We start from the raw sequence: 22896 nt of genomic DNA on the forward strand, positions 1-22896 counted from the left end.
TAAAAAAGGTACGGCTTCAAAAGCTTAAAACGGCATGAACGGGCCGTTGAAGAAACGCGACAGCCAGCCGGCCGATTGCGTGTCGGCCAGGGTGCCCTGGGCCGAATAGGCGATGCGGGCGTTGGCGATGCGCAGCGACGACACCTGGTTGTCGGCGTCGATGTCGGCCGCGCGCAGGTAGCCGCGCAGGCGGACGTATTCCTCGCCCTGGTTCAGGGTCAGGGTTTTCTCGCCGGAGACGCGCAGCAGGCCGTTCGGCAGCACTTCCTGCACGATCACGGTGATGGCGCCGGTCAGCGCGTTCTGCTGGGTGCTGGTGGCGTCGCCGGTGAAGCTGTTGGAGGCGCCCAGGCCCAGCCCGCCCTTGGGGAAGGTCTTGCCCAGCAGTTGCGGCGCGTTGATGGTGTCGCTGGAATCCTTGGAATAGCTGGTGCCGGCCTTCTTGCTGGCCTGCGTGGTTTCCTGCAGATTGATGGTGACCACGTCGCCGACGCGGAAGGCGCGGCTGTCCGACGTCAGCGACAGCCCGAGGTCGGAGCTGAACACGCCGCCGGACGTGCCTTTCGGGCCGATGCTGCGCGACACGGTCGGCGCGTCGTCGGACGGGCCGGGCCGCACCGGCGGCGGCTGCAACGCGGCACAGCCGGCCAACGACAGCGTCGCGAGCAGGGTGGGCAGCGCGGCTTTCATCAGCGTGCCGCCTGCGACAGGTACTGCAGCATATTGTCGGCGGCCGACAGCACCTTGGTGTTCATTTCATAGGTGCGCTGGGCGGCGATCATGTCGACCATCTCCTCGACCACCTGGACGTTGGAGCCCTCCAGCGTGCCTTGCTTGAGGATGCCCCACTGCGCGGTGCCCGGCGCGCCTTCGGTCGGGGTGCCGCTGGACGGCGTCTCGGCGAACAGGTTCTCGCCCAGGGCCAGCAGGCCGGTCGGGTTGATGAAGCTGGTCAAGGTCAGCTGGCCCAGCTGGCTCGGGGTGGCGCTGTCGCCCAACTTGGCGGACACGGTGCCGTCCTCGCCGATGCTGAGCGCGGTGGCGTTGGCCGGAATGGTGATCTGCGGAATCAGCGGCAGGCCGTTGGCGTTGATCAGGATGCCGTTGGCGTCCTTGCCCAGCTGGCCGGCGCGGGTGTAGGCGGTTTCGCCGTTCGGCTGGCGCACCGACAGGAAGCCGTTGCCCATCACCGACACGTCCCACTGGCTGCCGGTGGTTTGCAGGATGCCCTGGGTGAACACCTTCTGGGTGCCGACCAGGTGCACGCCGTTACCCAGCTGCACGCCGGACGGCGCCAGCGTGTTGTTGTCGGCGCGCTGCGCGCCCGGCTGTTGCTCGACCGAATAGAACAGGTCTTCGAACACGGCGCGGTCGCGCTTGAAGCCGACGGTGTTGGCGTTGGCCAGGTTGTTGGCGATGGTTTGCAGTTTCTGGTCCTGCGCCTGCACGCCGGTCTTGCTGATCCACATTGCTGGATTCATCGAATTCTCCTGTTGGGTGGTACGTGGATCGGCTTAGCCGCCGACCAGGCGGTTACCGGTTTCGGCCATCGCATCGGTGGCCTTGAACAACTTCATCTGGATTTCAAAGGTGCGGTTCAAGCTCATCGTCGCCACCATTTCCTCCACCGCCGAGACATTGCTGCCTTCGAGGTGGCCGGGGCGCACGGTGACGGTCGGATCGGTCGCCAGCGGCGCGCCGTTGCGCGTCACCAGCAGGCCGGCCTCGTTCTTGGTCAGTTCCGAACCCTCGGCCTTGACCAGGCGCAGCTTGTCGATCACCTGCATGGTGGTGGTGCCGGGGCTCTGGATCGAGACCGTGCCGTCGGCGCCGATGTCGATCTTGTTGTACTCGGGGATGGCGATCGGGCCGCCTTCGCCCAGCACCACGTTGCCGTTGATGCGCAGCGTGCCGGTTTCGTCCAGCACCATGTTGCCGGCGCGGGTGTAGGCTTCGGCCCCGGCCGGCGTCTGCACCGTCAGGAAGCCGGCGCCGGACACCGCGACGTCGAGGTCGCGCCCGGTGGACTTCAGCGTGCCCTGGCGGGTCGACACCGAGTTCGCCTGCAGCTGCGACAGGTGGCGGTCGTCATAGCCGTAGCCGTTGACCGTCTGCGAGGTCGACAGCTCCATATTGGCGCGGAAGCCGCCGGTGTCGATGTTGGCCAGGTTGTTGGCGTGCACCTGTTGGCCGCGCAGGGCCCGTTCGGCCCCGCTCATGGCAGTGTAGATCAGCGCGTCCATTCGTCAGCCGTTCCTTAGATCGCTTGCATCAGCGATTGCAGCATGGTGCTCTCGGTCTGGATGACCTTGGAGTTGGCCTGGTAGTTGCGCTGCGACGTCATCAGGCCGACCAGCTCGGAGGTGATGTCGACGTTGGACTGTTCCAGCGTGGAGACGCTGAGCTTGCCGTTCATGCCGGTGCCGGCCACGTCGGTGTTGGCGATGCCCGATTCGGCCGACGCGATCCAGCTGGTGTCGTTGATCTGGGTCAGTCCGCCCTCGTTGGCGAAGGTGGCCAGCACCAGCTTGCCGACCGACTGCTTCAGGCCGTTGCTGTACTTGGCGATCACCGAGCCGTCGTTGCCCAGCTCGATGCCGGCGTAGGTGCCCGAGCTGTAGCCGTCGAGGTTGGTGTTGGTGGCGGTGGTCGATTCGCCGGAGAAGAAGGTGGTGCCGGTGTAGTCGATGGTGACGTCGGTGGCCATCTTGGCGCCGCTGACGAAGTTCGGCCACAGCGTGGCGTCGCTGGTGTCGAGCGAGCTCAGGTCGCCGAGGTCGACCACGGTCTTCGGTACCGCCGGATCGGCCGGGATCAGCTGGCCGGAGACGGTGTCGAAATTCAGCGTGGTGGTGGCCGGGATGGCGTTGCCGTCCAGCGTGTAGTTGACCGCCACCGTGCCCGCGGCCGTCAGGCTGAAATACTGGGTCAGGCTGTGCTGCTTGCCCAGCGTGTCGTACAGCGGGGTGACGCGGGTCAGGTTGTAGGTGCTGCTGTCCGGCGGCGTGTCCGGGGTGACGGTGGCCACGCCCGGATAGGCGGCCGCGACCTTCCAGTCGGACGACAGGTTGCCGAGGTAGCTGGCGGCGGTGCTGACCTGCGCCGGAATCGCGCCGTTCGGAATCTTCAGGTCGCCTTCGGCGCCCAGCGCGGTGCTCGGCGGGGTGATGGTCTTGCCCTGCACCTTGCGGCCCGAGGCGTCGGTCAGGTAGCCGTCGGTCGAGGTCTTGAAGATGCCGACGCGGGTGTATTGCAGGCTGTTGTCGCTGGCCTTGGTGACGAAGAAGCCGCGGCCGTTGATCGACGCGTCCAGCGTGTTGCCGGTGTTGAGGATGCCGCCCGACAAGCCGATGCTCTGCGTGGTCGAGCCCACCGTCACGCCGGTCAGCTGATTGCCGGCCACCAGGGTCGAGAAGTTGGCGCGGTTGGATTTGTAGCCGTAGGTGCCGGCGTTGGCGATGTTGTGACTGGTGACGTCCAGCGCCGTGTTGATGGCCTGGATGCCAGACAATGCGATATCGAAACTCATGGTGGAGACCTTCCTTAGAGAACAGATTGAGTGGCGGAGGCGGATTTGCCGTTGAACGCGCTGATGGTGTCGGAACCGGTGTTGCCGATGTTGCTGACATTAAGCTGCACCGCGCCGGTCGCCAGCAGGCGCACGTTGTTCAGGCGGCCCTGGATGTCGATGCTCGGGGTTTCCTTGCTGCTGGTGGTCACTTCCACCGCATAGGTGCCGGCCGGCAGGCCGAGCTTGGCCGGATCGATGCTGAAGGTGAGCGGGCCCGGCGGCTGCGTGCCCAGGTCCGTTTCGTGCCGCACGCCGTCGCTGCCGGTCAGCACCAGCTTGGTCGCGCTGCTGGCCGCGGTCAGCTCGGTCTGGCCGCTGACCTTGGTGCCGCCGTCCAGCACGACTTGCTTGGTGGTGATCATCAGGTCGGCGCCGACCTGGGCGCCGAGCGCCATCACCTGCAGGCTCGACAGCGCGCTGGCGCTGGCGGTGGTGACGCTGGTCAGGCTCTGCAGCGATTCGGTCTGCGACAGCTGGGTCAACTGCTGGACGAATTGCGCCGGATCGGTCGGCGACAACGGGTCCTGGTTGCGGATCTGCGCCACCAGCAGCTTGGTGAACATGTCGGAGGTTTCGCTGGCGCTGTTGCCGAACACGCTGGTGCCGGTGTCGGCGCTGCCGCTGCCGCCGTTGTTGTTGAGGAGACTGACTGTCATGGCTTAACCTTCACCGAGTTTAAGGAGGGACTGCTGCATCGTGCGGATGCGGCCGAGGACTTCGACGTTGGTTTCAAACGCGCGCGAGGCCGACATCATGTCGGTCATCTCGGCCACCTGGTTGACGTTGGGGTAGTACACCATGCCCTCGCCGTCGGCCATCGGATGGCCCGGTTCGTAGACCTTGCGCAGCGGCTCGGACGATTCGACCACGTCCAGCACCTGCACCTTGCCGCCGGCCGAGTTCATGCCGTCCGGGCCGTCGCTCATGACGGTGGCGAACACCGGCTTGCGGGCGCGGTAGGTCTCGCCCTCGGTGCCGGCCACGGAGTCGGCGTTGGCCAGGTTGCTGGCGATGGTGTTGAGGCGGACCGACTGCGCCGCCATCGCCGAACCGGCGATTTCCGAAATATTCTTGAACGACATGCGCTGCTCCTTCTTACTGGCCGTTGATGGCTTTCGCCAGACCTTTGAACTTCATGTTCACAAAGGTCAGGCTGGTCTGGAAGTCGGTGGCGTTCTGCGAGAACGCGGCCTGTTCGACGCCGATCTCGACCGTGTTGCCGTCGCGGGTGGGGTGGTAGGGGACGCGGTACATCAGCGCGCTGTCGCCGCCGTCGCCGATGTCGCCGCCGGCCTCGGCCTGGGTGTTGGCCAGCGTGGCGGCGAAGTCCATGTCCTGGGCCTGGAAGCCGGGCGTGTTCTCATTGGCGATATTGGCAGCCAGGATGCGCGTGCGGTCGGAGCGCAGGTGTAGCGCGTCGCCGTGCAGGCCGGACACGTCTTTGAAGTTAATGCCCATGTTCTTCCCCTTTACTGTCTTTGCGGTGATACTGGTGTTGCGTTATCGCATGAGTGCAAACCGCCATCGCCCATGTAGAATGGCGGCCGAGCGCATGACGCGCCGCCGCTCTCGGCATCATAGTAGAGGTATTGCTCATGTTCAACAAATGTATTGTAACTGGTTTGACCGGCGTATTGCTGCTTTGCATCACAATTTCTACGCCCCTGGCGGCGCCGGTTTCGACCGCCGCCGAGCAGGTGCCGGCCATCGTCGAGGCGGCGGCGAAGCTGCATGTGCAGCGCTGGGCTGACGGCGCCGGCCTGGTCGAGCCGAACTTCAGCCTGAACGTGGTGCGCGGCAGCAGGGCGCTGGCCCCGTGCGGCCGGGCCGTGACGGTCGAGGCGGCCGATACGCGGCAGCCGGCGCGCATGCGTTTCATCGCCGTCTGCGCCGGCGCCGACGGCTGGCGGTACGAGTTCATCGTGCGCGCCCAGGTGTCGGCGCGCATTGCCGTGATGGCAAACGATGTTGGCGCGGGGAAAATTCTGGCAGATGAAGATGTGTTGCTGGAGCGCCACGATATCTCCGCCATCGCCGACAGCATCGCCGATCCGAAGGAAGCGGTCGGCTTGAGCGGCAAGCGCGCGCTGCGCGGCGGCGAGGTGTTGCGCAGCGCCTTGCTGGCGTCGCCGACCATGGTCAAGCGCGGCGAGCCGGTGCGCATCGTGGCGCGGCGCGAGCAGATCGAGGTCAGCATGGCCGGCGAGGCGCTCGACAGCGGCGCGCGCGGCAGCGCGGTGCGGGTGAAGAATGCCAACGGCACCGTGATCCGGGCCCGGGTGACGGGCGCGGCGACGGTGGAACCGCTCGACATGCCCGCCGCCATCAGTCCGCCGACGGAGTGAGGCGGGCGATGCCGCCGCCGCGTTGCAGTTGGGTGGCGATCTTGCTCAGCTTGTCGGCGTAGTTGGGATCGGTGGCGTAGCCGCCGCGCGCCAGGCCGCTGGCGAAGGCGCGCGCGTCGCTGCCGGTGTTGAGCGCGGCCTGGTAGCGCGGATTGCTGGTCAGCAGGTCGGCGTAGTCGCGGAAGGCGCTGGCCGCGTCCGGGTAGCTGCGGAAGGTCTCGGTCTTGCGCAGCATCGCGCCGTGTTCGAATTCGGTGGTGCTGGCGGCCGCGACCGCGCCGCGCCAGTCGCCGCCGGCCTTCAGGCCGAACAGGTTGTTGGTGCTGCCGGCGGCGGTCTTCAGCGGCTGCCGGCCCCAGCCGGATTCCAGCGCGGCGTGGGCGGCGACCACGTCGGCCGACACCCCCAGCCTGGCGCCGGTTTCCTCGGCCCAGGGCTTGATCGAGGCCAGGAATTGTTGCTGGATGTCGGTGTCGGCGCCTGCCCCGGCGATCGCGCCGGCGCTGCGGTTGCGCAGCGCCATCGCCTGCAGGCTCAGCGCCTGGGCCGACGAGGCGGCGGGGGCGTCGTTGGCGAAGCCGCCGTCGCCGTTGGCGATGTAGGCGGCCACATCGTGCTGCACCCGGGTAAAGGTGGCGTTGAAGCCGCCCTGGGACGCGGCGGCGCCCAGCGCCGCGGTCGGGCGGCTGGCGCTCATGTTCGATACCGTGGCGGTGGTGGGCGCGGTGGCCTGCGTCCCGCTAAGCTGGCGCATAAATCTGCTCCTCGCCATGCAGCACGCGCTGCATGATGCTGTATTGCTCAACCATCAAATCGCTGTTGCGCTTGCTGAGACGCTTGCATTCGATTACCGACTGTTCCAGCGTTTTCCAGTCCGCCTCCATTCTCTCCCGACCGGCATTTTTCAGCAAGGCAAAAGCCTGCAGCATGCCGGCGGCGGGCCCCACCAGACGTTGCACCAGCGCCACGCGGTGTTGACGGCGCGCCTGCAGCTCGTCGACCAGCGTCGAAATCGCCTCCGCCACCGTGCCGAGCTCGGTCGTGCGGTGCCTGATCGCGGCCTCGAATTGCCTTCCGAGCAAGTCCTTCAAGCCTTGGTACGCCACCAGGTCCTGCGCCATGCCGTCCAACAGCTGGCGCATGGCGTCCTGGCGGGTCAGGGCGGCCACGCTCACGGTTCGCTCCCGTGGAAACGCTGGATCAGGCCGGCCAGCTTGGCCGGGTCGAACGGCAGTTCGCCCTTGGCCAGCGCGTCGCGCAGCATGTCGATTTTTTCCTGGTCGATTTCCGGCATCTCGCGCATCGCCTGCAGCGCGGGTTGCATCACGGCCGATTGCAGCGGCGCCGGGGCCGGCGCGTGACCGACCGCTTCGGCGGCGTCGGCCGGGGCGCTGTCGGCCACGCGCTGGACGGCCACGCCGTCCGGTGTCGATGTCGAGATTCTCATACGTGTGCCTCTGGTTGGCTTGGTTTCCATACGAACTCTTATTTGTTGCGGCGCGGATCGCGCAGCGGGCTGTCGCCGCCGCCGCCGAGCTGGTTGCGCAACTTTTGCAGCAGGGTGGCGTCCGGCAGCGCGGTGTCGACGTCATGGATCAGCATATTGCTGTTTTCCGGCATGCCGAACATCGCGGCGATGGTCTTGGCCTGGCCGGTGGTCAGGATCAGCAGTTCGATGCGGCGGTTGACGCCGGCGTCGACCCGCTTGGTGTCGAGCGGCGCGCGGTCGGCCATGCCCACCACCTGCAGCACCGATTCCGGGTTCATGCTGCCGGCCAGCAGCTGGGCCCGGGCCGACATGGCGCGGTTGGACGACAGCGTCCAGTTGGAATAGGCGGCGTAGCTGGTGTCGGCGTATTGCAGCGAATCGGTGTGGCCGACGATCAGCATCTGGTTTTCCATTTGCCGGAACAGCGGACCCATCTTGCGCAGCAGGGCGCGGAACTTGTCGGTCGGCACCGCGCTGCCGCGCACGAACATGCCCTGGCGGTCGGTGTCGTGCAACATCACGCGCAGGCCGTAGGGCGTGACGATGGCTTCCAGGTTGGAGGTCAGGCCGAAGTCCGAGCTCATCTTGGTCAAGGCGCGCGACAGCGCCGCCAGGTCGGACGGGCTGTCGTACTTGACCTTGGTTTCCTCCGCCGGCGCGCCGGTGTCGCCGCTGTCGCCGCTGGTGCGGGTGTTGGCCTCGCCCCGCGCCTTGCGGTCGCCGGGCTCCTCGGTGCTGCCGGTGTGCGGCATCGGGAAGCGGTCGATCAGGCTGCCGCGCGGGCCGCCGACTTGCTCCGGCATCACGCCCTTGCCCTGGTCGGTCTTGGCGCCGTCGGCCTCGGTCAGGATCTGTTGCAGCGACTCGGTGTTGCGCGCGGCCATCAGCCACAGCACCAGGAACAGGCACATCAGCGCCAGACAAAAGTCGGCGAAGGCTACCTTCCAGGCGCCGCCGTGGTCGTCGTGCTTGTGCTTGCCACCGCCGCGCTTGACGATGGTTTGCTCATGCCCGGCCTTGTCATGCGGCTTTAGCACCACGGCCTCCACGACGCGAGCTGTCATCGGCTGGGGCGCTGTCGCGGCCCTCCAGGTCGTTGATCCAGCGTTCCAGCTGGGCGAAGCTCGGCTTGATGTTGAGCGCGACCAGGCGGCGGCCGGCGTCGATCGCCAGCAGCGGCGGCTTGCCGGCGACGTGGGTCACCAGCACCACCTTGACGGTTTCCTTGTTCGAGCTTTCCGAGCTGACCAGCTGCTTCATCATGTTGCACAGCGGGTCGATCAGGCCGTAGCAGAGGAAAATGCCGATGAAGGTGCCGACCATCGCGGCGCCGACGTGCTCGGCGATCTCGCCCGAGGTCGCGCCTTCGCTGACGGTGTTCATGGTGATCACGATGCCCAGCACGGCGGCCAGAATGCCGAAGCCCGGCATCGCCTCGCCGATCTTGCCCAGCGACTTGGCCGGCTGCTCCAGCTCGGTATGGATGGATTCCAGTTCCTGCTCCAGCACGCCTTCCAGCTCGTGCGCGTTGATCTTGCCCATCGCCATCAGGCGGAAGTTGTCGACGATGAAGGCCAGCAGCTTGGGCTCCTCCAGCACGCGCGGATAGCGCTGGAACAGCGGGCTGTCCTTCGGCGCCTCGACGTGCGCGTCGAGCGCCTTCAGGCCGCCGGCGGCCAGTTGCAGCAGTTCGTACATCAGCAGCAGCAGCTGGCGTTGGAATTCCGAGTCGTATTTTTTCTTGGTGATGATTTTTTTAATCTGCGTCATCATCTCCTTGAGCACGTGGCCGGGATTGCCGATCACCAGCGCGCCGAGGCCCGAGCCGGCGATCACGATCAGCTCGATCGGCTGCCAGATCTGATGGAAGGCGCCGCCCATCAGGAAGAAGCCGCCGAAGACGCTGCCTAAAACTATGAGTATGCCGACTATTTGCTGCATGATGATTCGCCTTTCCGCGTCATTTTTCTATCCTTTGCCGCACCGCGCCGGTCAGGCGCTTTGCAGAACTGCTTTCATCTTCCCCAGCGCCGCCTTGTTGAGCTGACAGACGCGGGCGTCGGTCAGGTCCAGCACGGCGGCGATTTCTTTGTAGCTGAGCTCGAACTCGTAGTACATCTGCACCACCCGTTGTTCGCGCTCGTCGAGGCCGCGCAAGGCTTGCTCCAGGCTGCGCCGCACCATCAACTGGTCTTCCGGGCTGGGCGCGCTGTCGTTGCTGACGCTTTCCTGCAGCACTTCGTCGAAGCTGGCGATCAGCTCGGCGTTTTCGTCCATCTGGTAGGCCTGGTAGGCTTCCGGCGTCAGCGCCAGCCCGGCCATGATCTCGGCTTCGCTCGGCTCGTGGCCCAGCTTGCGGGTCAGCGCGCGCACCGCGTCGCGCAGTTTGTGGCTCTGCTGGCGCACCGCGCGCGGACGCCAGTCCTGGCGCCGCAGTTCGTCGAGGATGGCGCCGCGCACGCGCAGGCTGGCGTAGCTGCCGAAGGCGCCGTCCGGCTCGCCGTAGCGGCGCAGCGCTTCGAGCAGACCCATCAGTCCGATCTGCTCCATGTCGTCGCGGTCGATGGCGCCGGCGATCTGCGAGTTCAACTGGCGCACGATGCGCTTGACCAGCGGCGCATACGCCAGCAGATGCTTCTGCTCGTCGGCCATGCTGTGCGCGGTCGGCGCGGCGCCGCCCTCGCCATAGCTTTCGGCATAAGCGTCTGCGAATTGCTCTACGTATCCCATGCCCGCTCCACTGGTCTTCATGCTTGCCCGCTCAATGCCGCTACTCGATGATGAGTTTGCCAATCATGACTTCGGTGAATGGCTTTTCGCGGCCCTCGTGCTCGAAGGTCTCGTCGTATGCCTTGTTCAGTTCGGCCGCGAACTGGTCGATGCTCATTCCTTGCGCGGTGGCCATCGGCAGGTTGGACAGGGTGCGCACCGCCACGCTGCGCAGCAGCGGCAGGTTTTCCTTGGCTTCCTTCTCCAGCTTGGCGTCGGTGGTGATCACCAGGTCGGCCGACAGATAATGGGTCAGGTTGTCGCCGGGCTGGCGCTTGAGCATGATGATCACCTTGTCCACCGTCAGGTACTTCGGCGGCAGGCTATCCTTTTTCTCTTCCTTCTTGGCGACTTTCTTGCCTTCCTTGCCGTCCTTGCCCTTGGCTTCGGCGGCGGGCTCGTCGCCTTTCGACATGTACCAGACTGCACCGCCCGCGACCGCTGCGCCGACCACGGCGACCAGCACGAATGCGATGATGATTTTCATGTTCTTCATTTAACGGATTACTCCCGGTCGGTCATGGCAAAAGTGGACGTGCTGTCGTCGTCGGACAGGGCGCGGCCGGGCGTGCGGCCTTCGTTCTGGTCGCGCTGCTGGCCGTTGCGGCCGCCCGCGCCGTCGCCCTGGGCCTGGGCCTGGGCGCGCGACGACGAGACCGTCACCGCGACGTCGGCGAACTGGCGGGTCGACAGGTCCTGGCGCACGCTGTCGCCGATGGTGTTGAGCTGGCGTACCACTTCGCTGTTGCTGGCCGACAGATTCACCTGCAGCGCGCCGGCGCTGTGGCGGATCGAGATCTCGATGCTGCCCATGTTCGGCGGTTCCAGGCGGATCACGGCGTGATCGTTGTTGCGTTGCAGTTGCACCTGCAGGCGGTCGCCGAGCGCTTCGCGCAGCGGTTGCTGCCATTGCTCCGGCGCGCCGGCCAGCTTGACGGTGGCGGCGGCGGCGGCCGGCGTGGCGGCCGGCGCGGCCTGTGCCAGGCTGACGCCGCTGGTGTTGGAGGCCGGAACGGCGCTGGCGCGGCCGGCGTCGTCCTGGGCCAGCGTGGTGGCGCGCGGCGCGGCCGGCGCGGCGGCGGCCGGGGTCGCGGCGGCGGCGCTGTCGGCGGCGCGCGGCGCCACGCGCGGCAGGCTCTGTGCGACGGCGGGCGCGGTGTTGTCGCTCGGCGCGGCGGCGGCCAACGGTGCCGGGGCGGGCGCCGGTGCCGCGGCGTCGGCGGCGACCGGGGCGGGCGCTTCGGCCTTGCCCTGGCGCGCGGCGGCGGCCTGGGTGGCGCTGTTGGCCAGCGTGTAGACATTTTGCGGCGTGCCGGCCGGCGCGGCGGCGGCCTGGATCGCGGCGTTGGCGGCCTGGGCCGCGACGCTGGCGGCGTCGCTGGCCGGGTTGACGGCGACGCCGGCGGCCGACAGGTTCAGGCGGGTGGCGCTGTTGTTCAAGGTCGCACCGGCGCCGACGCCGTCGACGCGCGCGGTCTCGCCTTCGGCCGGAGCGGCGGTGGCGGTTGGCGCGGCCGGGGCCGGCGGCGCGGCGGACAGGTTCAGCAGCGAGGTGATCATGGCCGGCAGCACGCTGTCGGCGGCGCCGCTGCCGGAGCCGGTGGTGTCGTCGGCGGCGGTCTTGGTGTCGCTGCCGTCGTCGCTGGCGACGGCGGCGGCCAGGTCGGCCAGGTTGAGCAATTGGGCGAAGGCCGGGGCCGGGGCGGCGGCCGGCGCGACGTCGGCGGCGGGCTGCTGGGCGGGCTGGGCGGCGGCCTGCTGCGGCGCGGCCGGGGCGGGCTGGGCGGCTTTGCCGGACGTGACCGGCTTGGCCTGCGCCTGCGCGGCCGGCTTGGCTGGGGCGGTGTTGCCCTTGGCGGTGGCGACGCTGGCGCCGTTGCCGTTGCCGGCCGGCTTGGCGGCGGCCGCGCCGTTATTGGCGGCCACCGGCGCGGTCAGCTCGGCTTGCGCCGCTTTCGCCGCGGCGGCGGCGTTCGAGAGAGTCATGCTCATGCGTTGATTCCGTTATCTGCTTGGTCGCTGTAAAGGGCGTAGGCCAGCCAGCCTTCCTGGTTGGCCTGCATTTCATTCATCCGGCGCCCGAGATCCTCGGCGGCGCGGTCGCAGCGCTTGACCGCCTCGTCATGGATCTGGCGCAGCGCCGACAGGGCGGCGCGTTCGCCGGCGTTCCATGGACCGTGCGCGGCCATCTGCGGCAATGTCGTGGTCATCAACGTGTTCATCGCCGCCAGCATGTTCCAGTCTTCGGCGGCGACGGCGGCGCTCATTTTCTGCGCCATTTGCAGCAAAGTGCGTTGTCTATCCATTTTTGGCCTGCACGCCCAGCCAGCCTTTCTTGATCGTGGTCAGCAGCGTGGTGACTTCATCGATGATGGTCGGGTCGAGGCTGACGCCGGCCGTGTACAGCCGGCCGGCGCAGTATTCGTACAGGCGCCCCAGGTTTTCCACCACCTCGCCGCCGTTGTCGAAGTCGAGCGAGCTCGACAGGCCGTTGATGATGTCGGTGCATTTGTTGAGACTGATGGCCTTGCGCTCGTAGCGCTTGCCGACGATGTGGCCGCGCGCGCGCGCCAGCTCTTCGAGCAGGCCGTCGGTGAGCACCAGCACCAGCTCGATCGGCGACGCCCGTGCGACCTGGGCGTCCAGATTGGTGGAGTGGTAACTGCTGTAGGCTTCCTGGTTCAACATGGTGTTCACCGTACGGTAATGATGCGTGGAGCGTTTGCTAAGGATTAATTATTGCTGCTGGTGGAGAACATCGCCTCGAACATGTTCGAGGTGTTGGTCATCGAGGCCTGCAGCGTCTGCAACAAGGTGAATTGCGTCAGGTAGCGCTTGTAGGCGCTGTCGAACTGGCTCTTGATCGACACCGCGCGCTGCGCCAGGTCGGTTTGCAGGCGGCTGTTCTGTTCCTTGCGGCCGCTGATGACGCTATTGGAGCCGGAATTCCAGGTGCTGACCAGTTTGTTCATCGCGCCCATCGCGCCGGCGTCGACGCCGATGCCGGCGCGGCCGAACAAGGATTCCAGCTTGCCGGGATTGGCGGCGACCGCCTTGTCCAGGCGCTTGGTGTCGAGCGTCAGCACGCCTTCCTTGTTGGACGAAATGCCAAAGCTGATCAGCGACAGGCCGCCGGTGGCGGTGCGCAGCGCGGCGCCCAGGCGGTCGCGCAGGTTGGACAGGCCGGCGTCGTTGTACAGCGGACCGTCGGCGGTGGTCGGCGTCGGCACCCCGTCCGGCGTGCTGGGCTCGATCACGGTGTGGTCGCCGGCCGCGCTGAGCTTGTCGAACACGGCCAGCAGGGTGTTGTAGGCGGTGACGAAGGTCTGCACGTTGGTCGCGGTGCTGGTCTTGTCGGCGGCCACGGTCAGCGTGACCGGGGCGGCGCCGGTGGCCTGCGCGGCGGTGATGGTGAACTTGACGTCGTCGATCACGGAGAAGGTGTTGGACGCCTGTTCCACCTTGGTGCCGTTGGTGCCGCCGACCCAGACGATGGCGTCGTTGGCGGTGGTCAGCACGGTGCCGCTGGACAGCTGCGACTGCAGCGATGCGCTGCCCAGGCCGCTGACGTCGATCGAGGCGACCGCGTTGTCGGCGCCGGTCTCGGCCGAGGTCAGCACCAGCTTGGCCTGGCCGTTGACGGTCAGGGTGGAGGCCGTCACGCGCGAGTTGTTGGCGGCGGTGGCGTTGATGGCGGCGGCCACTTCCTTGGCGGTCAGCGTGCCGTCGCCGTTGCTGTCGGCGTTGGCCAGGTTGACCTGGAAGCTGGAGCCGTCGGCCAGCATCACGTTCATCGAGCCGGCGCCCACGGCGGCGCTGTCGCCGACGTCGTACGACACCTGGCCGGCGGTGGCCAGCTTTTCAACGTAGAAGGAGTAGGTGCCGGCGGCCGCGTCGGCGCCGGCGGTGGCGGTGCCGATCGCGGTGTTGCTGAAGACGGCGGTGTTGGCGGTGATCGCGGTGGTGTTCGAGTGCAGCGCCGACATCGCGCTCTGGAAAGCGCTCAGCGCCGTGCCCAGCGTGCCCAGCGCGGTCGCGGTCGCGGCGGCGGCCGCGGTGCGCGCGTCGTTGGCGGCCTTGGCGCCGGCCACGTAGTCGTTCGCCAAGCCTTCGGAGTACTTCACCGGGTCGTAGACGGGGCTGCTGATAACTGACATGATCTTGCTCCTGGAAAGGATGAAATGAAGTGTACCCTGATATAGGGCGACCCTAATCGTTTCCGTATGAAAATATTTCTAACTATTTTTTGTAACTGTGGTTATTTTTGACTGCGCAACCACAACTGCGTCGCCAGGTCGTCGTGCTGCTTGCGTTCCTTGGCGTTTTGTTCTTTCAGCACCACCTTTTGCTGTTTATCCAACACCTTGCCGAGCACTTCGCGCTTGGCCCAGGCCGCGTTGAGCGCCTGCTGCGACACCGCCATGTCGGCCTCGTGCATGTGCAGGTCGAGCCGGTGGCTGTCGGCCATCCGCATCACCGCCTGCTTGTAGTCGCCGCAGTTGCCGGCCAGGGCGGGGTGCAGATTGCCGCTGGCGCCGCTGTTGGTGTACAGGCCGGTCAGGCGCTCCAGGTTCTTCTGGTAACGGTCGCGCAGGCTGGTCTTTTCCGCCATTTCGGTCTGCAGGCGCTCGACTTCCGTGTTGCGCAGCGATACCAGGGTGGTCAGGTTGCGGATATTGTGTTGGCTCATGTCATCAGCTTCTCAAGTTGCGTTACGCAAGGCGTGAACGGCGCCTCTTCCTTGGTGCCTTGGCACAAAAAATCTTCGACCCGCGGGTGCAGCTGGACCGCCTTGTCGGTGACCGGATCGGCGCCCGGCATGTAGGCGCCGAGCGGAATCAGGTCGCGCACCCGGTCGTGGCGCGCCATGCTGGCCTTGAGCGCGCGCGCCGCCAGCATGTGCTCGTGGCTGATGACCTGGGTCATGCAGCGGCTGATCGAGGCGGCGACGTCGATCGCCGGGTAGTGGCCGCGCTCGGCCAGCTCGCGGGTCAGCACGATGTGGCCGTCGAGAATGGCGCGGGCGGTGTCGACCACCGGATCCTGCTGGTCGTCGCCCTCGGCCAGCACGGTGTAGATGGCGCTCATGCTGCCGTTCTGGTTCTCGCCGTTGCCGGCCGATTCCACCAGCTGCGGCAGGTTGGAGAACACCGACGGCGGATAGCCCTTGGTGGCCGGCGGCTCGCCCAGCGCCAGCGCCACTTCGCGCAGCGCCATCGCGTAGCGGGTCAGCGAATCGACCAGCAGCAGCACGTTCTTGCCCTGGTCGCGGTAATGGGCCGCGATCGAATGGCACAGCTCGGTCGCCATGATGCGCATCAGCGGGCTTTCGTCGGCCGGCGCGATCACCATCACCGCCTTGGCCAAGCCTTCCTTGCCGAGCGACATGTCGACGAATTCCCGCACCTCGCGCGAGCGTTCGCCGATCAGCCCGACCACCACCACGTCGGCCACGGTCTGGCGCGTCATGATTCCGAGCAAAACGGATTTGCCGACGCCGGAGCCGGCCATCAGGCCGACGCGCTGACCCTTGCCCAGCGTCAGCATGGCGTTGATGGCGCGCACGCCGACGTCGAGCGGTTCGGTGACCGGTTTTTTCTTCAGCGGATTGATGCGCGGCGGCTGCGCCTCCAGCGGGAAGTCGCCGCTCAGCTTGCCGAGGCCGTCGATCGGTTCGCCGAGGCCGTTGACCATGCGGCCCAGCCAGCTGGAGCCGATCTGCAGGCTGACTTTTTCCGGCTGCGGCAACACCCGCGCGCCGGTGGTCAGGCCGATCGCTTTCTTGAACGGCATCAGGAAGGAAAGCTTGTCACGAAAGCCAACCACCTGCGCGTCCAGCCATTCGCCGCCGACTGTCTCAATCTGACAACGCTGGCCGGTGTGCAAAGGGCAACCTACGGCCTCCAGCAACAAGCCGGACGCGCCGACCAGGCGGCCGGTCGGGGTCGCCATCGGCACGGAGCCCAGCTCCAGGTTGCGTAAGGCGTCGGCTATCACTCGTCGCTCTCCGATTCGTCGCCGCCGTCGGCGGCCTGCAATTGATTATCGACCTGTTCCATGACAGCGGCAAGACGTTGATGACATCCGGCATCAACTTCATTATCGCCAGCCTTGATGCGGCACTCGCCGGCGTCGAGGCGGGCGTCGGGAATCAGATTCCAGCGCTTCGAGCGCTTCGGATCGAGTTCGGCGATGCGCTTCAATTCCTCCGGATTGAGGAACACGTCGATCTCCTCGCGGGTCGGCGGCATCGACGCCAGCGTCTCCTCGACCAGCGCCATCAGCTGCACCGGCTGCAGCGCCAGTTCGGCGCGGATCACCTGTCGCGCCACCTTGGCCACCAGGTCGACCACTTCCTTGCGCTGCGCGGCGCGGTAGTCGGAGCGCAGCTTCTTCAGGCTTTTCAGCATGGCGTCGACCGGGCGCGCCATCTGGTCGTAGGCGACCAGCGTTTCGTGGCGGCCTTCCTCGCGGCCCTGTTCCTGGCCGGACAGGCGGCCGGTTTCAAAGCCGTCCTCCTGGCCGCGCGCCAGGCCGATTTCGTAGCCGTCGCGCTGGCCCTGTTCGAAGCCCTCGCTGACCGAGGCGGCCCACTGGGCGCCACCGTCGTTGCCGTTGTTGTGGCTTTGCGCCGCCGCGCGCTGGTGCGCCATGTTGGTGAACTGCGCCAGCGGCGGGAAACGGTAGGCGCGGAACTGCTTCATTCGATCACCTGTTCGGCGAACAGCTGGATCTCGATCTCGCCGGCGTCGGCCAGGGCCTTGACGCTGGCCATGATTTCCTGCCGCGTCTGCTCGATGCGCGACATCGGCATTGGGCCGGCGCGGCGCATCATGTCCTCGAAGGCCTGGGCCTGGCGTTTCGGCATGGTCTTCAGCACGGCGTCGCGGATCGACACTTCGGCGCCCTTGAGCGCGATCGCCCATTGTTCCAGCGGCACTTCCTCGATGATGCGGGTGATCGCCACCTCGGACTGGTTGCCGAGGATGAAGAAGTCGTACATCGACAGCTCGATCTTGGACACCACGTCCGGATCGTGGGCGCGCAGCAGCTCGACCATCTGGGCGCGGTTGCTCGGCAGCCGGTTGAGGATCTCGGCGGTCTGGCGGATGCCTTCCACGCTGGTGCTCTGCGAATCGAACGAGGACAGGCAGCGCACCACCAGGTCGTCCAGCTCCTGCAGCAGGTCGCGGTCGACTTCCTCCATGCGCGCCAGGTTCAGCAGCACCAGGTCGCGACCGTCCTGCGGCAGCGCGTCGATGATCTGGCCGGCCAGCGCGGCCGGCAGGAAGGCGACGAACACCGCCTGCATCTGCACGTGTTCGTTGGAGATGTAGTCGGCCAGCCATTTCGGCGAGGCCCATTGCAGCCGCGCCATTTTCGGCCGCAGCTCGTCGCCGTAGATGTTGTTCAGCACCGTGTTCGCCAGGTCGCCGCCCAGCGCCAGGTCCAGCGAGCGCTTCAGGTAGCTGCGCGAAGCGCCGTGCACGCCGGACTGCTGGCGGTAGTCGTCGAAGAAGGTCTGCATCGCGGTCTTGACCGACTCCACCTTGATGCCGCTCATGCGCGACATCACCTGCGTCACCTCCAGCAATTCCTCGCGCGACAGGCAGCGCAGCACGGCGGCGGCCGGCTCCTCGCCTATGCTCAGCAGGACGATCGCGGCCTGTTCCACCGGCGACAGCTTGGCCGGTCCGGCGTTGTATTCGGACTCGTCGTCCATGTTATTGAGATCGGCCATTTTTCTGCATCCATTGTTTGACGACTTCGGCGACCCGTTCCGGTTCTTTGGCGGCCAGCACTTTCAGGTGGTCGACCATGACGTCGACGGCGGAGCCGGGCGGTGGCAGGTCGTAGTTTTCCAGCAGCGGCACCACCGGCATGCCCGGTTGCTGGGCCGCGCCCGGCAGCGCCGGGGCGCCGGCGCCGGCCGGACCCGGCAGCACGCCGGCTTCCTTGGCGGCCGCTTCCTTGGCTTCCTTGGCGGCGGCCACGGCGGCCGCTTCGGCGGCGCGGCGTTCGGCGGTGATGCGCGCCGCTTCCTTCGGATCCGGCGTGAAGCGCATGGTGACCAGACGCATGATCGGGCGCAGCAGCAGGAAGTAGCCGAGCAGGGCGGCGATGCCGTAGATCACGTAGGTGCTGATGTCGACGATGTTGTCGCGCTCTTCCCACCATTGCGGCACGGCGGCCTTGGGCGGGAAGTTCATCGCCGACACCACCAGCTGGTCGCCGCGCGCGGCGTTGATGCCCAGGCCGTTGCGCAGGATCTTGTCGATGTTGGCGATCTCGGCGGCGCTCCAGCCGGTCTTCGGCGTCGGCGCGGCGGCCTGCGCCAGCACCACGGCCACGCTCAGCTTTTCAAGCCGGCCACGGCTGCGCTTGGTCTGGACGATGCTGCGGTCGTAGGCGTACTGGCGGGTGGTGGCGTTCTTGCGCGCGCTGCCGTCGGGCAGGGCGGACGGATCGGCGGCCGGCTTGGCGGCGTCGGCCGGATTCGGACTGGCCGGCGGCGGCCGGTTCGACAGCGTGCCCGGCACGCCCATCACCTGGCGGTTGCGGTCCTGCTCTTCGCGCATGGCTTCGCTGGTGACCTTCGGATCGGCGCCGTATTTCTCCACCGTTTCTTCGACCTTGTCGTTGTCCACGGCGGCCGCGACCGACATGCGGTAGTTGTCGTCGCCGATGACCGGGCCGAGCAGATTCTTGACGTTGGCCTTGACCTCGTCCTGGTAGCGCTTGCCGGCGTCGTTGCCGTTGCTGCTGGCGTCGAAGCCGTCGGTCAGGTCGATGTGGGCCGACAGCAGGTTGCCGGTCTGGTCGACCAGGCTGACGCGCTGCGGGTTCAGGCTGGCGACGCTGCCGGCGACCATGTTGACCACGGCGGCGATCGCTTCCGGCGACATGATGTGGCCGGGCTTGAGCGCCACCACCACCGAGGCCGACGATTTCTCGCCGTCGGAGGAGACAAAGGAGGTCGACTTGGCGATCGACAGGTGCACGCGCGCGTGCGAGATGGCGTCCAGCGTCATGATCGATTGCGCCAGTTCGCCCTCCAGGCCGCGGCGGAAGCGCACGTCCTGGACGAACTGCGACACGCCCAGCGGGTCGTTCTTGTCCATCAGTTCGAGGCCGGCCGGCAGCTGCGCGGTGACGCCCTTGGCGGCCAGCAGCATGCGCACCTTGCCCAGCATCGACTGCGGCACCAGCACCTGGCCGCTTTCCGGATGCAGGCGGTAAGGGATGTGGTCGGTATCCAGCACCGCCATCATGTCGGGCGCCGAGACGCGCTCGCGGGCGCCGAACACCGGCTTGTAGCCGGACTGGTCGCTCCACAGGTACATCAACACCATGGCGGTCACGCCGATCGCCAGCAACAGCAGGGGGTACAGGTTTTTCAGCAGATTCGGAGGCAGCGACATGGCGGCCGGGCTCGCACGCCAGCGCTCAAAGGCGGACTTGAAGGTGTTAATCACGGGGTGTGCTTTCGCGGAAACGTTACAGCGGTAATTTGATGAGCTCGTCCAAGCCGCCCATCACTTTGTTGCGAACTTGCATCAGCATCTGGAACGACAGGCCGGCTTCCTGGCTCGACAGCATGGCGCCGACCAGGTCGTCGCTCTTGCCGGCGTCGACGTCGGCCATCAGTTGACCGGCCGCCGCGTCCTGGTTGTTGACCCTGCCGATCGCTTCCTGCATCGACTGGGCGAAGGAGCCGCCCGCCTGCGCATCCTGGGCGCCGAACTGGTTGGCGGCGGCGATGGTGCCGCTGCTGTTGGCCAGGCTGTGCGCCGCATTGGTCAGCGACGCCAGGTCAGCCTGGATCAGGCTGGAAAATCCGTTACTCATCTTGCCACCCCCGTTCGTTCCCACATTTGTCCCACATGCCTACCTTATCGAGATTGCCGGAAAGCAGCAAGCCCTCCGTTGTATATAAGCCGAGTAAGCGCCGGGTCCATGTCACAGTCTTGTAAAAAAGATAGTGTAGGCCTGTCGGTCAAACGCCGACGCCGCATGGGGGTCGATGTCCTGATTTCTTATCGATTTACTTACTGGAAGTAATCTTATTGCACCGTGCTGTGAATTCAGTATCAAAACAGTTTTCTTGTGGCAAAATTCGTTATGAATCATTCACTAAGCGTGTGCAGTTGATGTTTGTTGCAGAGCAGCGTAAGACCGCAACTACATGCTTTAAGCTTACCGGCTAGCAACATTCTTGTAAAGTGGAATTTACCCTCCGGAAATTTACAAAGTCAAATATTGTTCAATAGCAATAATGTGAATTTTGATGTATCCTGTGCTACCGGATCGGCATTCCAATCCGCAAAGCAACAAAAAATTGCGCTGGAAGTAACCAGTTTTTGGCTGGATAGTGCGATGATGGCGGAGTAGCGCAGAAATACCCGACATGGGCCATACATGACAATGACAAAACAGACGCAACATCAAGTGCTGGACCCGACCCTGCTGGGGCGGCCGGTGCACCTGCTGCACATTTTCGCGGCGCAGTTGCGGGACGATCTGGCCCAGTCGATGCGGCTCAATATGAACCGCCGCTACTGGGGCGGATTCCAGGTCGACGACGTCGCCTTCAGCCGGCTCGAGGCCAGCGACGCGCGCGGCCGCTGGCTCAGCTTTGCCGCGCCGGCCGGCCAGATCGGCTTTTCGCTGGAGCGCAAGGTGCTGCTCAGCGTGCTCAACTACCGCTACGGCAACGCCAAGGCCAGCGAATCGGCCGTCGCGGTCGATGAAAGCGCGGTCAAAGTGACCGCCACCGAAGAACGTTTGGCTGTGGTGCTGGGGCAACAGTTGGCCGGCACGCTGGCCGGACGCATCGAACTCAACCTGCCCGCCGGCGACAAGCCGGCGCCCGCCGACGGCGCCGCCGAGGCGGCCGACGCCGGCTTCAAGCCGGCCCCGGGCGCGCATCCGGCCAAGGGCAGCTGGACCATCGTGGTCACGCTGGCCGACGTCGCCGGCGGCGCCACCGGCCGCTTCTGGTTCGCGCTCGACAAGCAGCTGATGGCCGGCGTGCTGCGCGGCCTGCTGCGCGACCGCGACGCCGGCAAGAAGGCCAAGGCGCCGCCGCCGCTGGCGCAACGGCTGCAGGTCGGCCTGACCGGCCGCCTGGCCAGCAAGGAAGTGCAACTGGGTAGCCTGTTCGACCTGCAGGTCGGCGACGTGATCCCGATCAGCCTGGCCAGGGCCGACGTCCTGCTCGAAGATTCCCGCCTGTTCACCGCGGCGGTCACCGAGCACAAGGGCAAACTCTGTTTAACCTCTTTTGAAGACGCCGAATAATGATGAACATGAACGTAGCCAACCCTAGCGATGCCCTGCTGGACGACCTGTCCGAAGAGATGATCATCGACCAGGTCGGCACCGAGCTGACCGACGTGCCGGCCGCCGCGCCGCGCCGCGACCTGCCGGCGATGATGCGCAAGATCCCGGTGACGCTGACGCTGGAAGTCGGTTCGGCCCGCATCTCGCTGCAGGACCTGATGGCGATCGGCCCGGACAGCGTGGTCGAACTCGACGTGCTGGCCGGCGAACCGCTGGTGATCAAGGTCAACGGCACCGCCATCGGCCGCGCCGAAGTGGTGGTGGCCGGCGAAAACTACGGCCTCAAAGTGATCGACCTGGACGGTCTCAATCTGGACATGATGACTCCATGACCTGGGGGATGAAGCGCCGCCTGTGGTGGGGCATGCCGCTGGCCGCGCTGCTGCTGGCGCTGGCGGCGGCGCCGGCCCACGCGGTCGACCTGCTGGCCAACGTGGTGCCGGGCGCGAAGACCGAACTGACGGTCAAGATGCAAATCCTGATCATCATGACCTTGCTGGGCTTGCTCCCGGTGATGGTCATGATGATGACCAGCTTCACCCGTTTCGTGATCGTGCTGTCGCTGCTGCGCCAGGCGCTGGGCTTGCAGCAGGGCCTGCCGAACCGGGTCATCACCGGGGTGGCGCTGATCCTGACCCTGCTGGTGATGCGCCCGATCGGCGAGCAGATCTGGACCGACGCCTTCATCCCCTACGACCAGGACAAGATCGGGCTGGAGACCGCGCTGCAGATCGCCGAGAAGCCGATCTCGCGCTTCATGCTGGCGCAGACCAGCAAGGCCGCGCTGCAACAGATCTCGCACCTGGCCGGCGAGGACAAGATCGCCACCCCGTCCGAGCACGCCTTCACCGTCAAGCTGGCGGCGTTCGTGCTGTCCGAACTGAAGACCGCGTTCCAGATCGGCTGCATGCTGTTCATTCCCTTCCTGGTGATCGACCTGGTGGTCTCGTCGGTGCTGATGGCGATGGGGATGATGATGCTGTCGCCGCTGGTCATTTCGCTGCCGTTCAAGCTGCTGCTGTTCGTGCTGGTCGACGGCTGGACGCTGACCGTCAACACGCTGGTCACCAGCGTGCAGGCGTACTGAAAGGAAAGCACGCATGCTGACGCCCGAAATCGCGGTCGACCTGGTGGTCGAATCGCTGCACATCGTGATGCTGCTGGTGGTGATCCTGGTGGTGCCCGGCCTGATCATGGGCTTGCTGGTGGCGCTGGTGCAGGCCGCCACGCAGATCAACGAACAGACGCTGAGTTTCCTGCCCAGATTGCTGGTGACGCTGCTGGCCATCATCCTGATGGGGCGCTGGATGGCGACCTACCTGATGGACTTCTGCGTCTCCATCTTTACCCGCGCCGCCACCCTGGTCGGCTAGCCTTTC

29 protein-coding genes are annotated in these 22896 nt (G+C 66.2%); 5 read left to right on the plus strand and 24 right to left on the minus strand.

Annotated elements, in window-relative coordinates; translation table 11 throughout:
• Positions 1-24 precede the first annotated feature (24 nt).
• The 7 genes from flgH to flgB are packed head-to-tail and all read right to left on the minus strand — an operon-like array spanning position 25 to position 5029.
• Complete coding sequence (flgH, locus tag GW587_RS24475; protein WP_166107511.1) at positions 25-690, minus strand: flagellar basal body L-ring protein FlgH; 666 nt, start codon at positions 688-690, stop codon at positions 25-27.
• Positions 690-1481, minus strand: a complete 792-nt coding sequence (flgG, locus tag GW587_RS24480) for a flagellar basal-body rod protein FlgG (RefSeq protein ID WP_207393625.1) — start codon at positions 1479-1481, stop codon at positions 690-692. The genes flgH and flgG overlap by 1 nt, the downstream gene beginning before the upstream one ends.
• A gap of 33 nt (positions 1482-1514) precedes the next feature.
• Positions 1515-2243, minus strand: a complete 729-nt coding sequence (locus tag GW587_RS24485; RefSeq protein ID WP_166107513.1) for a flagellar basal body rod protein FlgF — start codon at positions 2241-2243, stop codon at positions 1515-1517.
• A 14-nt stretch (positions 2244-2257) separates the two neighbouring features.
• Positions 2258-3529: a flagellar hook protein FlgE gene (locus tag GW587_RS24490; protein ID WP_166107514.1), complete on the minus strand. Its 1272-nt coding sequence runs from the start codon at positions 3527-3529 to the stop codon at positions 2258-2260.
• Between the two features lie 14 nt (positions 3530-3543).
• A complete protein-coding gene (locus GW587_RS24495; RefSeq protein WP_166107515.1) occupies positions 3544-4227 on the minus strand; it encodes a flagellar hook capping FlgD N-terminal domain-containing protein in 684 nt (227 codons plus the stop codon).
• A gap of 3 nt (positions 4228-4230) precedes the next feature.
• Entirely contained in the window at positions 4231-4653 is a 423-nt protein-coding gene (gene flgC, locus GW587_RS24500; RefSeq protein WP_166107516.1) for a flagellar basal body rod protein FlgC, read from the minus strand.
• A 13-nt stretch (positions 4654-4666) separates the two neighbouring features.
• Complete coding sequence (flgB, locus tag GW587_RS24505; protein ID WP_166107517.1) at positions 4667-5029, minus strand: flagellar basal body rod protein FlgB; 363 nt, start codon at positions 5027-5029, stop codon at positions 4667-4669.
• 164 nt (positions 5030-5193) lie between these two features.
• Between flgB and flgA the strand changes: the two genes are divergently transcribed.
• The gene (gene flgA, locus GW587_RS24510; protein WP_229259634.1) at positions 5194-5916 is read left to right on the plus strand and encodes a flagellar basal body P-ring formation chaperone FlgA; all 723 of its coding nucleotides are present in this window, start codon (positions 5194-5196) and stop codon (positions 5914-5916) included.
• Here flgA and GW587_RS24515 read toward each other — a convergent pair.
• The 17 genes from GW587_RS24515 to fliE all read right to left on the minus strand — a co-directional run bounded on the left by GW587_RS24515 (position 5897) and on the right by fliE (position 20023).
• On the minus strand, positions 5897-6670 hold the full coding sequence (locus tag GW587_RS24515) for a glycoside hydrolase family 73 protein (protein ID WP_166107519.1): 774 nt from the start codon (positions 6668-6670) through the stop codon (positions 5897-5899). The two genes, flgA and GW587_RS24515, sit on opposite strands and share 20 nt — an antisense overlap.
• On the minus strand, positions 6657-7091 hold the full coding sequence (gene flgN, locus GW587_RS24520; protein ID WP_371875649.1) for a flagellar export chaperone FlgN: 435 nt from the start codon (positions 7089-7091) through the stop codon (positions 6657-6659). The genes GW587_RS24515 and flgN overlap by 14 nt, the downstream gene beginning before the upstream one ends.
• On the minus strand, positions 7088-7363 hold the full coding sequence (locus GW587_RS24525) for a flagellar biosynthesis anti-sigma factor FlgM (protein ID WP_166107520.1): 276 nt from the start codon (positions 7361-7363) through the stop codon (positions 7088-7090). Before GW587_RS24525 ends, flgN begins: the two co-directional genes overlap by 4 nt.
• 38 nt (positions 7364-7401) lie before the next feature.
• Positions 7402-8442, minus strand: coding sequence for a flagellar motor protein MotB (locus GW587_RS24530; RefSeq protein WP_371875650.1), 1041 nt, complete (start codon positions 8440-8442; stop codon positions 7402-7404).
• On the minus strand, positions 8426-9346 hold the full coding sequence (motA, locus tag GW587_RS24535; protein ID WP_166107522.1) for a flagellar motor stator protein MotA: 921 nt from the start codon (positions 9344-9346) through the stop codon (positions 8426-8428). Before motA ends, GW587_RS24530 begins: the two co-directional genes overlap by 17 nt.
• Positions 9347-9397: 51 nt before the next feature.
• The gene (locus tag GW587_RS24540; RefSeq protein WP_166107523.1) at positions 9398-10135 is read right to left on the minus strand and encodes a FliA/WhiG family RNA polymerase sigma factor; all 738 of its coding nucleotides are present in this window, start codon (positions 10133-10135) and stop codon (positions 9398-9400) included.
• 40 nt (positions 10136-10175) lie between these two features.
• Entirely contained in the window at positions 10176-10670 is a 495-nt protein-coding gene (locus GW587_RS24545) for a flagellar basal body-associated FliL family protein (RefSeq protein WP_166107524.1), read from the minus strand.
• Positions 10671-10678: 8 nt separating this feature from the next.
• Positions 10679-12166 carry a flagellar hook-length control protein FliK gene (locus tag GW587_RS24550; protein WP_166107525.1) on the minus strand — a complete coding sequence of 496 codons (1488 nt, stop codon included), beginning with the start codon at positions 12164-12166 and terminating at the stop codon, positions 10679-10681.
• Positions 12163-12480 carry a hypothetical protein gene (locus GW587_RS24555; protein ID WP_166107526.1) on the minus strand — a complete coding sequence of 106 codons (318 nt, stop codon included), beginning with the start codon at positions 12478-12480 and terminating at the stop codon, positions 12163-12165. The genes GW587_RS24550 and GW587_RS24555 overlap by 4 nt, the downstream gene beginning before the upstream one ends.
• Entirely contained in the window at positions 12473-12862 is a 390-nt protein-coding gene (gene fliS / locus GW587_RS24560) for a flagellar export chaperone FliS (protein ID WP_166107527.1), read from the minus strand. Before fliS ends, GW587_RS24555 begins: the two co-directional genes overlap by 8 nt.
• Before the next feature lie 44 nt (positions 12863-12906).
• Positions 12907-14331, minus strand: coding sequence for a flagellar filament capping protein FliD (fliD, locus tag GW587_RS24565; RefSeq protein WP_166107528.1), 1425 nt, complete (start codon positions 14329-14331; stop codon positions 12907-12909).
• 101 nt (positions 14332-14432) lie between these two features.
• A complete protein-coding gene (gene fliJ, locus GW587_RS24570) occupies positions 14433-14864 on the minus strand; it encodes a flagellar export protein FliJ (protein WP_166107529.1) in 432 nt (143 codons plus the stop codon).
• A complete protein-coding gene (gene fliI / locus GW587_RS24575; protein ID WP_166107530.1) occupies positions 14861-16171 on the minus strand; it encodes a flagellar protein export ATPase FliI in 1311 nt (436 codons plus the stop codon). The genes fliJ and fliI overlap by 4 nt, the downstream gene beginning before the upstream one ends.
• A complete protein-coding gene (gene fliH, locus GW587_RS24580) occupies positions 16168-16878 on the minus strand; it encodes a flagellar assembly protein FliH (protein ID WP_166107531.1) in 711 nt (236 codons plus the stop codon). Before fliH ends, fliI begins: the two co-directional genes overlap by 4 nt.
• Entirely contained in the window at positions 16875-17915 is a 1041-nt protein-coding gene (locus GW587_RS24585) for a flagellar motor switch protein FliG (RefSeq protein ID WP_166107532.1), read from the minus strand. Before GW587_RS24585 ends, fliH begins: the two co-directional genes overlap by 4 nt.
• On the minus strand, positions 17899-19650 hold the full coding sequence (fliF, locus tag GW587_RS24590) for a flagellar basal-body MS-ring/collar protein FliF (RefSeq protein ID WP_371875651.1): 1752 nt from the start codon (positions 19648-19650) through the stop codon (positions 17899-17901). The genes GW587_RS24585 and fliF overlap by 17 nt, the downstream gene beginning before the upstream one ends.
• A 22-nt stretch (positions 19651-19672) precedes the next feature.
• Positions 19673-20023: a flagellar hook-basal body complex protein FliE gene (gene fliE / locus GW587_RS24595; protein WP_166107533.1), complete on the minus strand. Its 351-nt coding sequence runs from the start codon at positions 20021-20023 to the stop codon at positions 19673-19675.
• A 570-nt stretch (positions 20024-20593) separates the two neighbouring features.
• Between fliE and GW587_RS24600 the strand changes: the two genes are divergently transcribed.
• The 4 genes from GW587_RS24600 to GW587_RS24615 are packed head-to-tail and all read left to right on the plus strand — an operon-like array spanning position 20594 to position 22890.
• Positions 20594-21475 (plus strand): FliM/FliN family flagellar motor switch protein, encoded by an 882-nt coding sequence (locus GW587_RS24600; protein WP_166107534.1) that lies wholly within the window; start codon positions 20594-20596, stop codon positions 21473-21475.
• A 2-nt stretch (positions 21476-21477) separates the two neighbouring features.
• Positions 21478-21849: a FliM/FliN family flagellar motor switch protein gene (locus GW587_RS24605; RefSeq protein WP_207393631.1), complete on the plus strand. Its 372-nt coding sequence runs from the start codon at positions 21478-21480 to the stop codon at positions 21847-21849.
• On the plus strand, positions 21846-22604 hold the full coding sequence (gene fliP, locus GW587_RS24610) for a flagellar type III secretion system pore protein FliP (RefSeq protein WP_166107536.1): 759 nt from the start codon (positions 21846-21848) through the stop codon (positions 22602-22604). The genes GW587_RS24605 and fliP overlap by 4 nt, the downstream gene beginning before the upstream one ends.
• A gap of 13 nt (positions 22605-22617) precedes the next feature.
• On the plus strand, positions 22618-22890 hold the full coding sequence (locus GW587_RS24615) for a flagellar biosynthetic protein FliQ (RefSeq protein ID WP_166107537.1): 273 nt from the start codon (positions 22618-22620) through the stop codon (positions 22888-22890).
• The last annotated feature ends 6 nt before the right edge of the window (positions 22891-22896 follow it).

Source organism: Duganella aceris, assembly GCF_011090165.1.
Taxonomy (GTDB): domain Bacteria; phylum Pseudomonadota; class Gammaproteobacteria; order Burkholderiales; family Burkholderiaceae_D; genus Rugamonas; species Rugamonas aceris.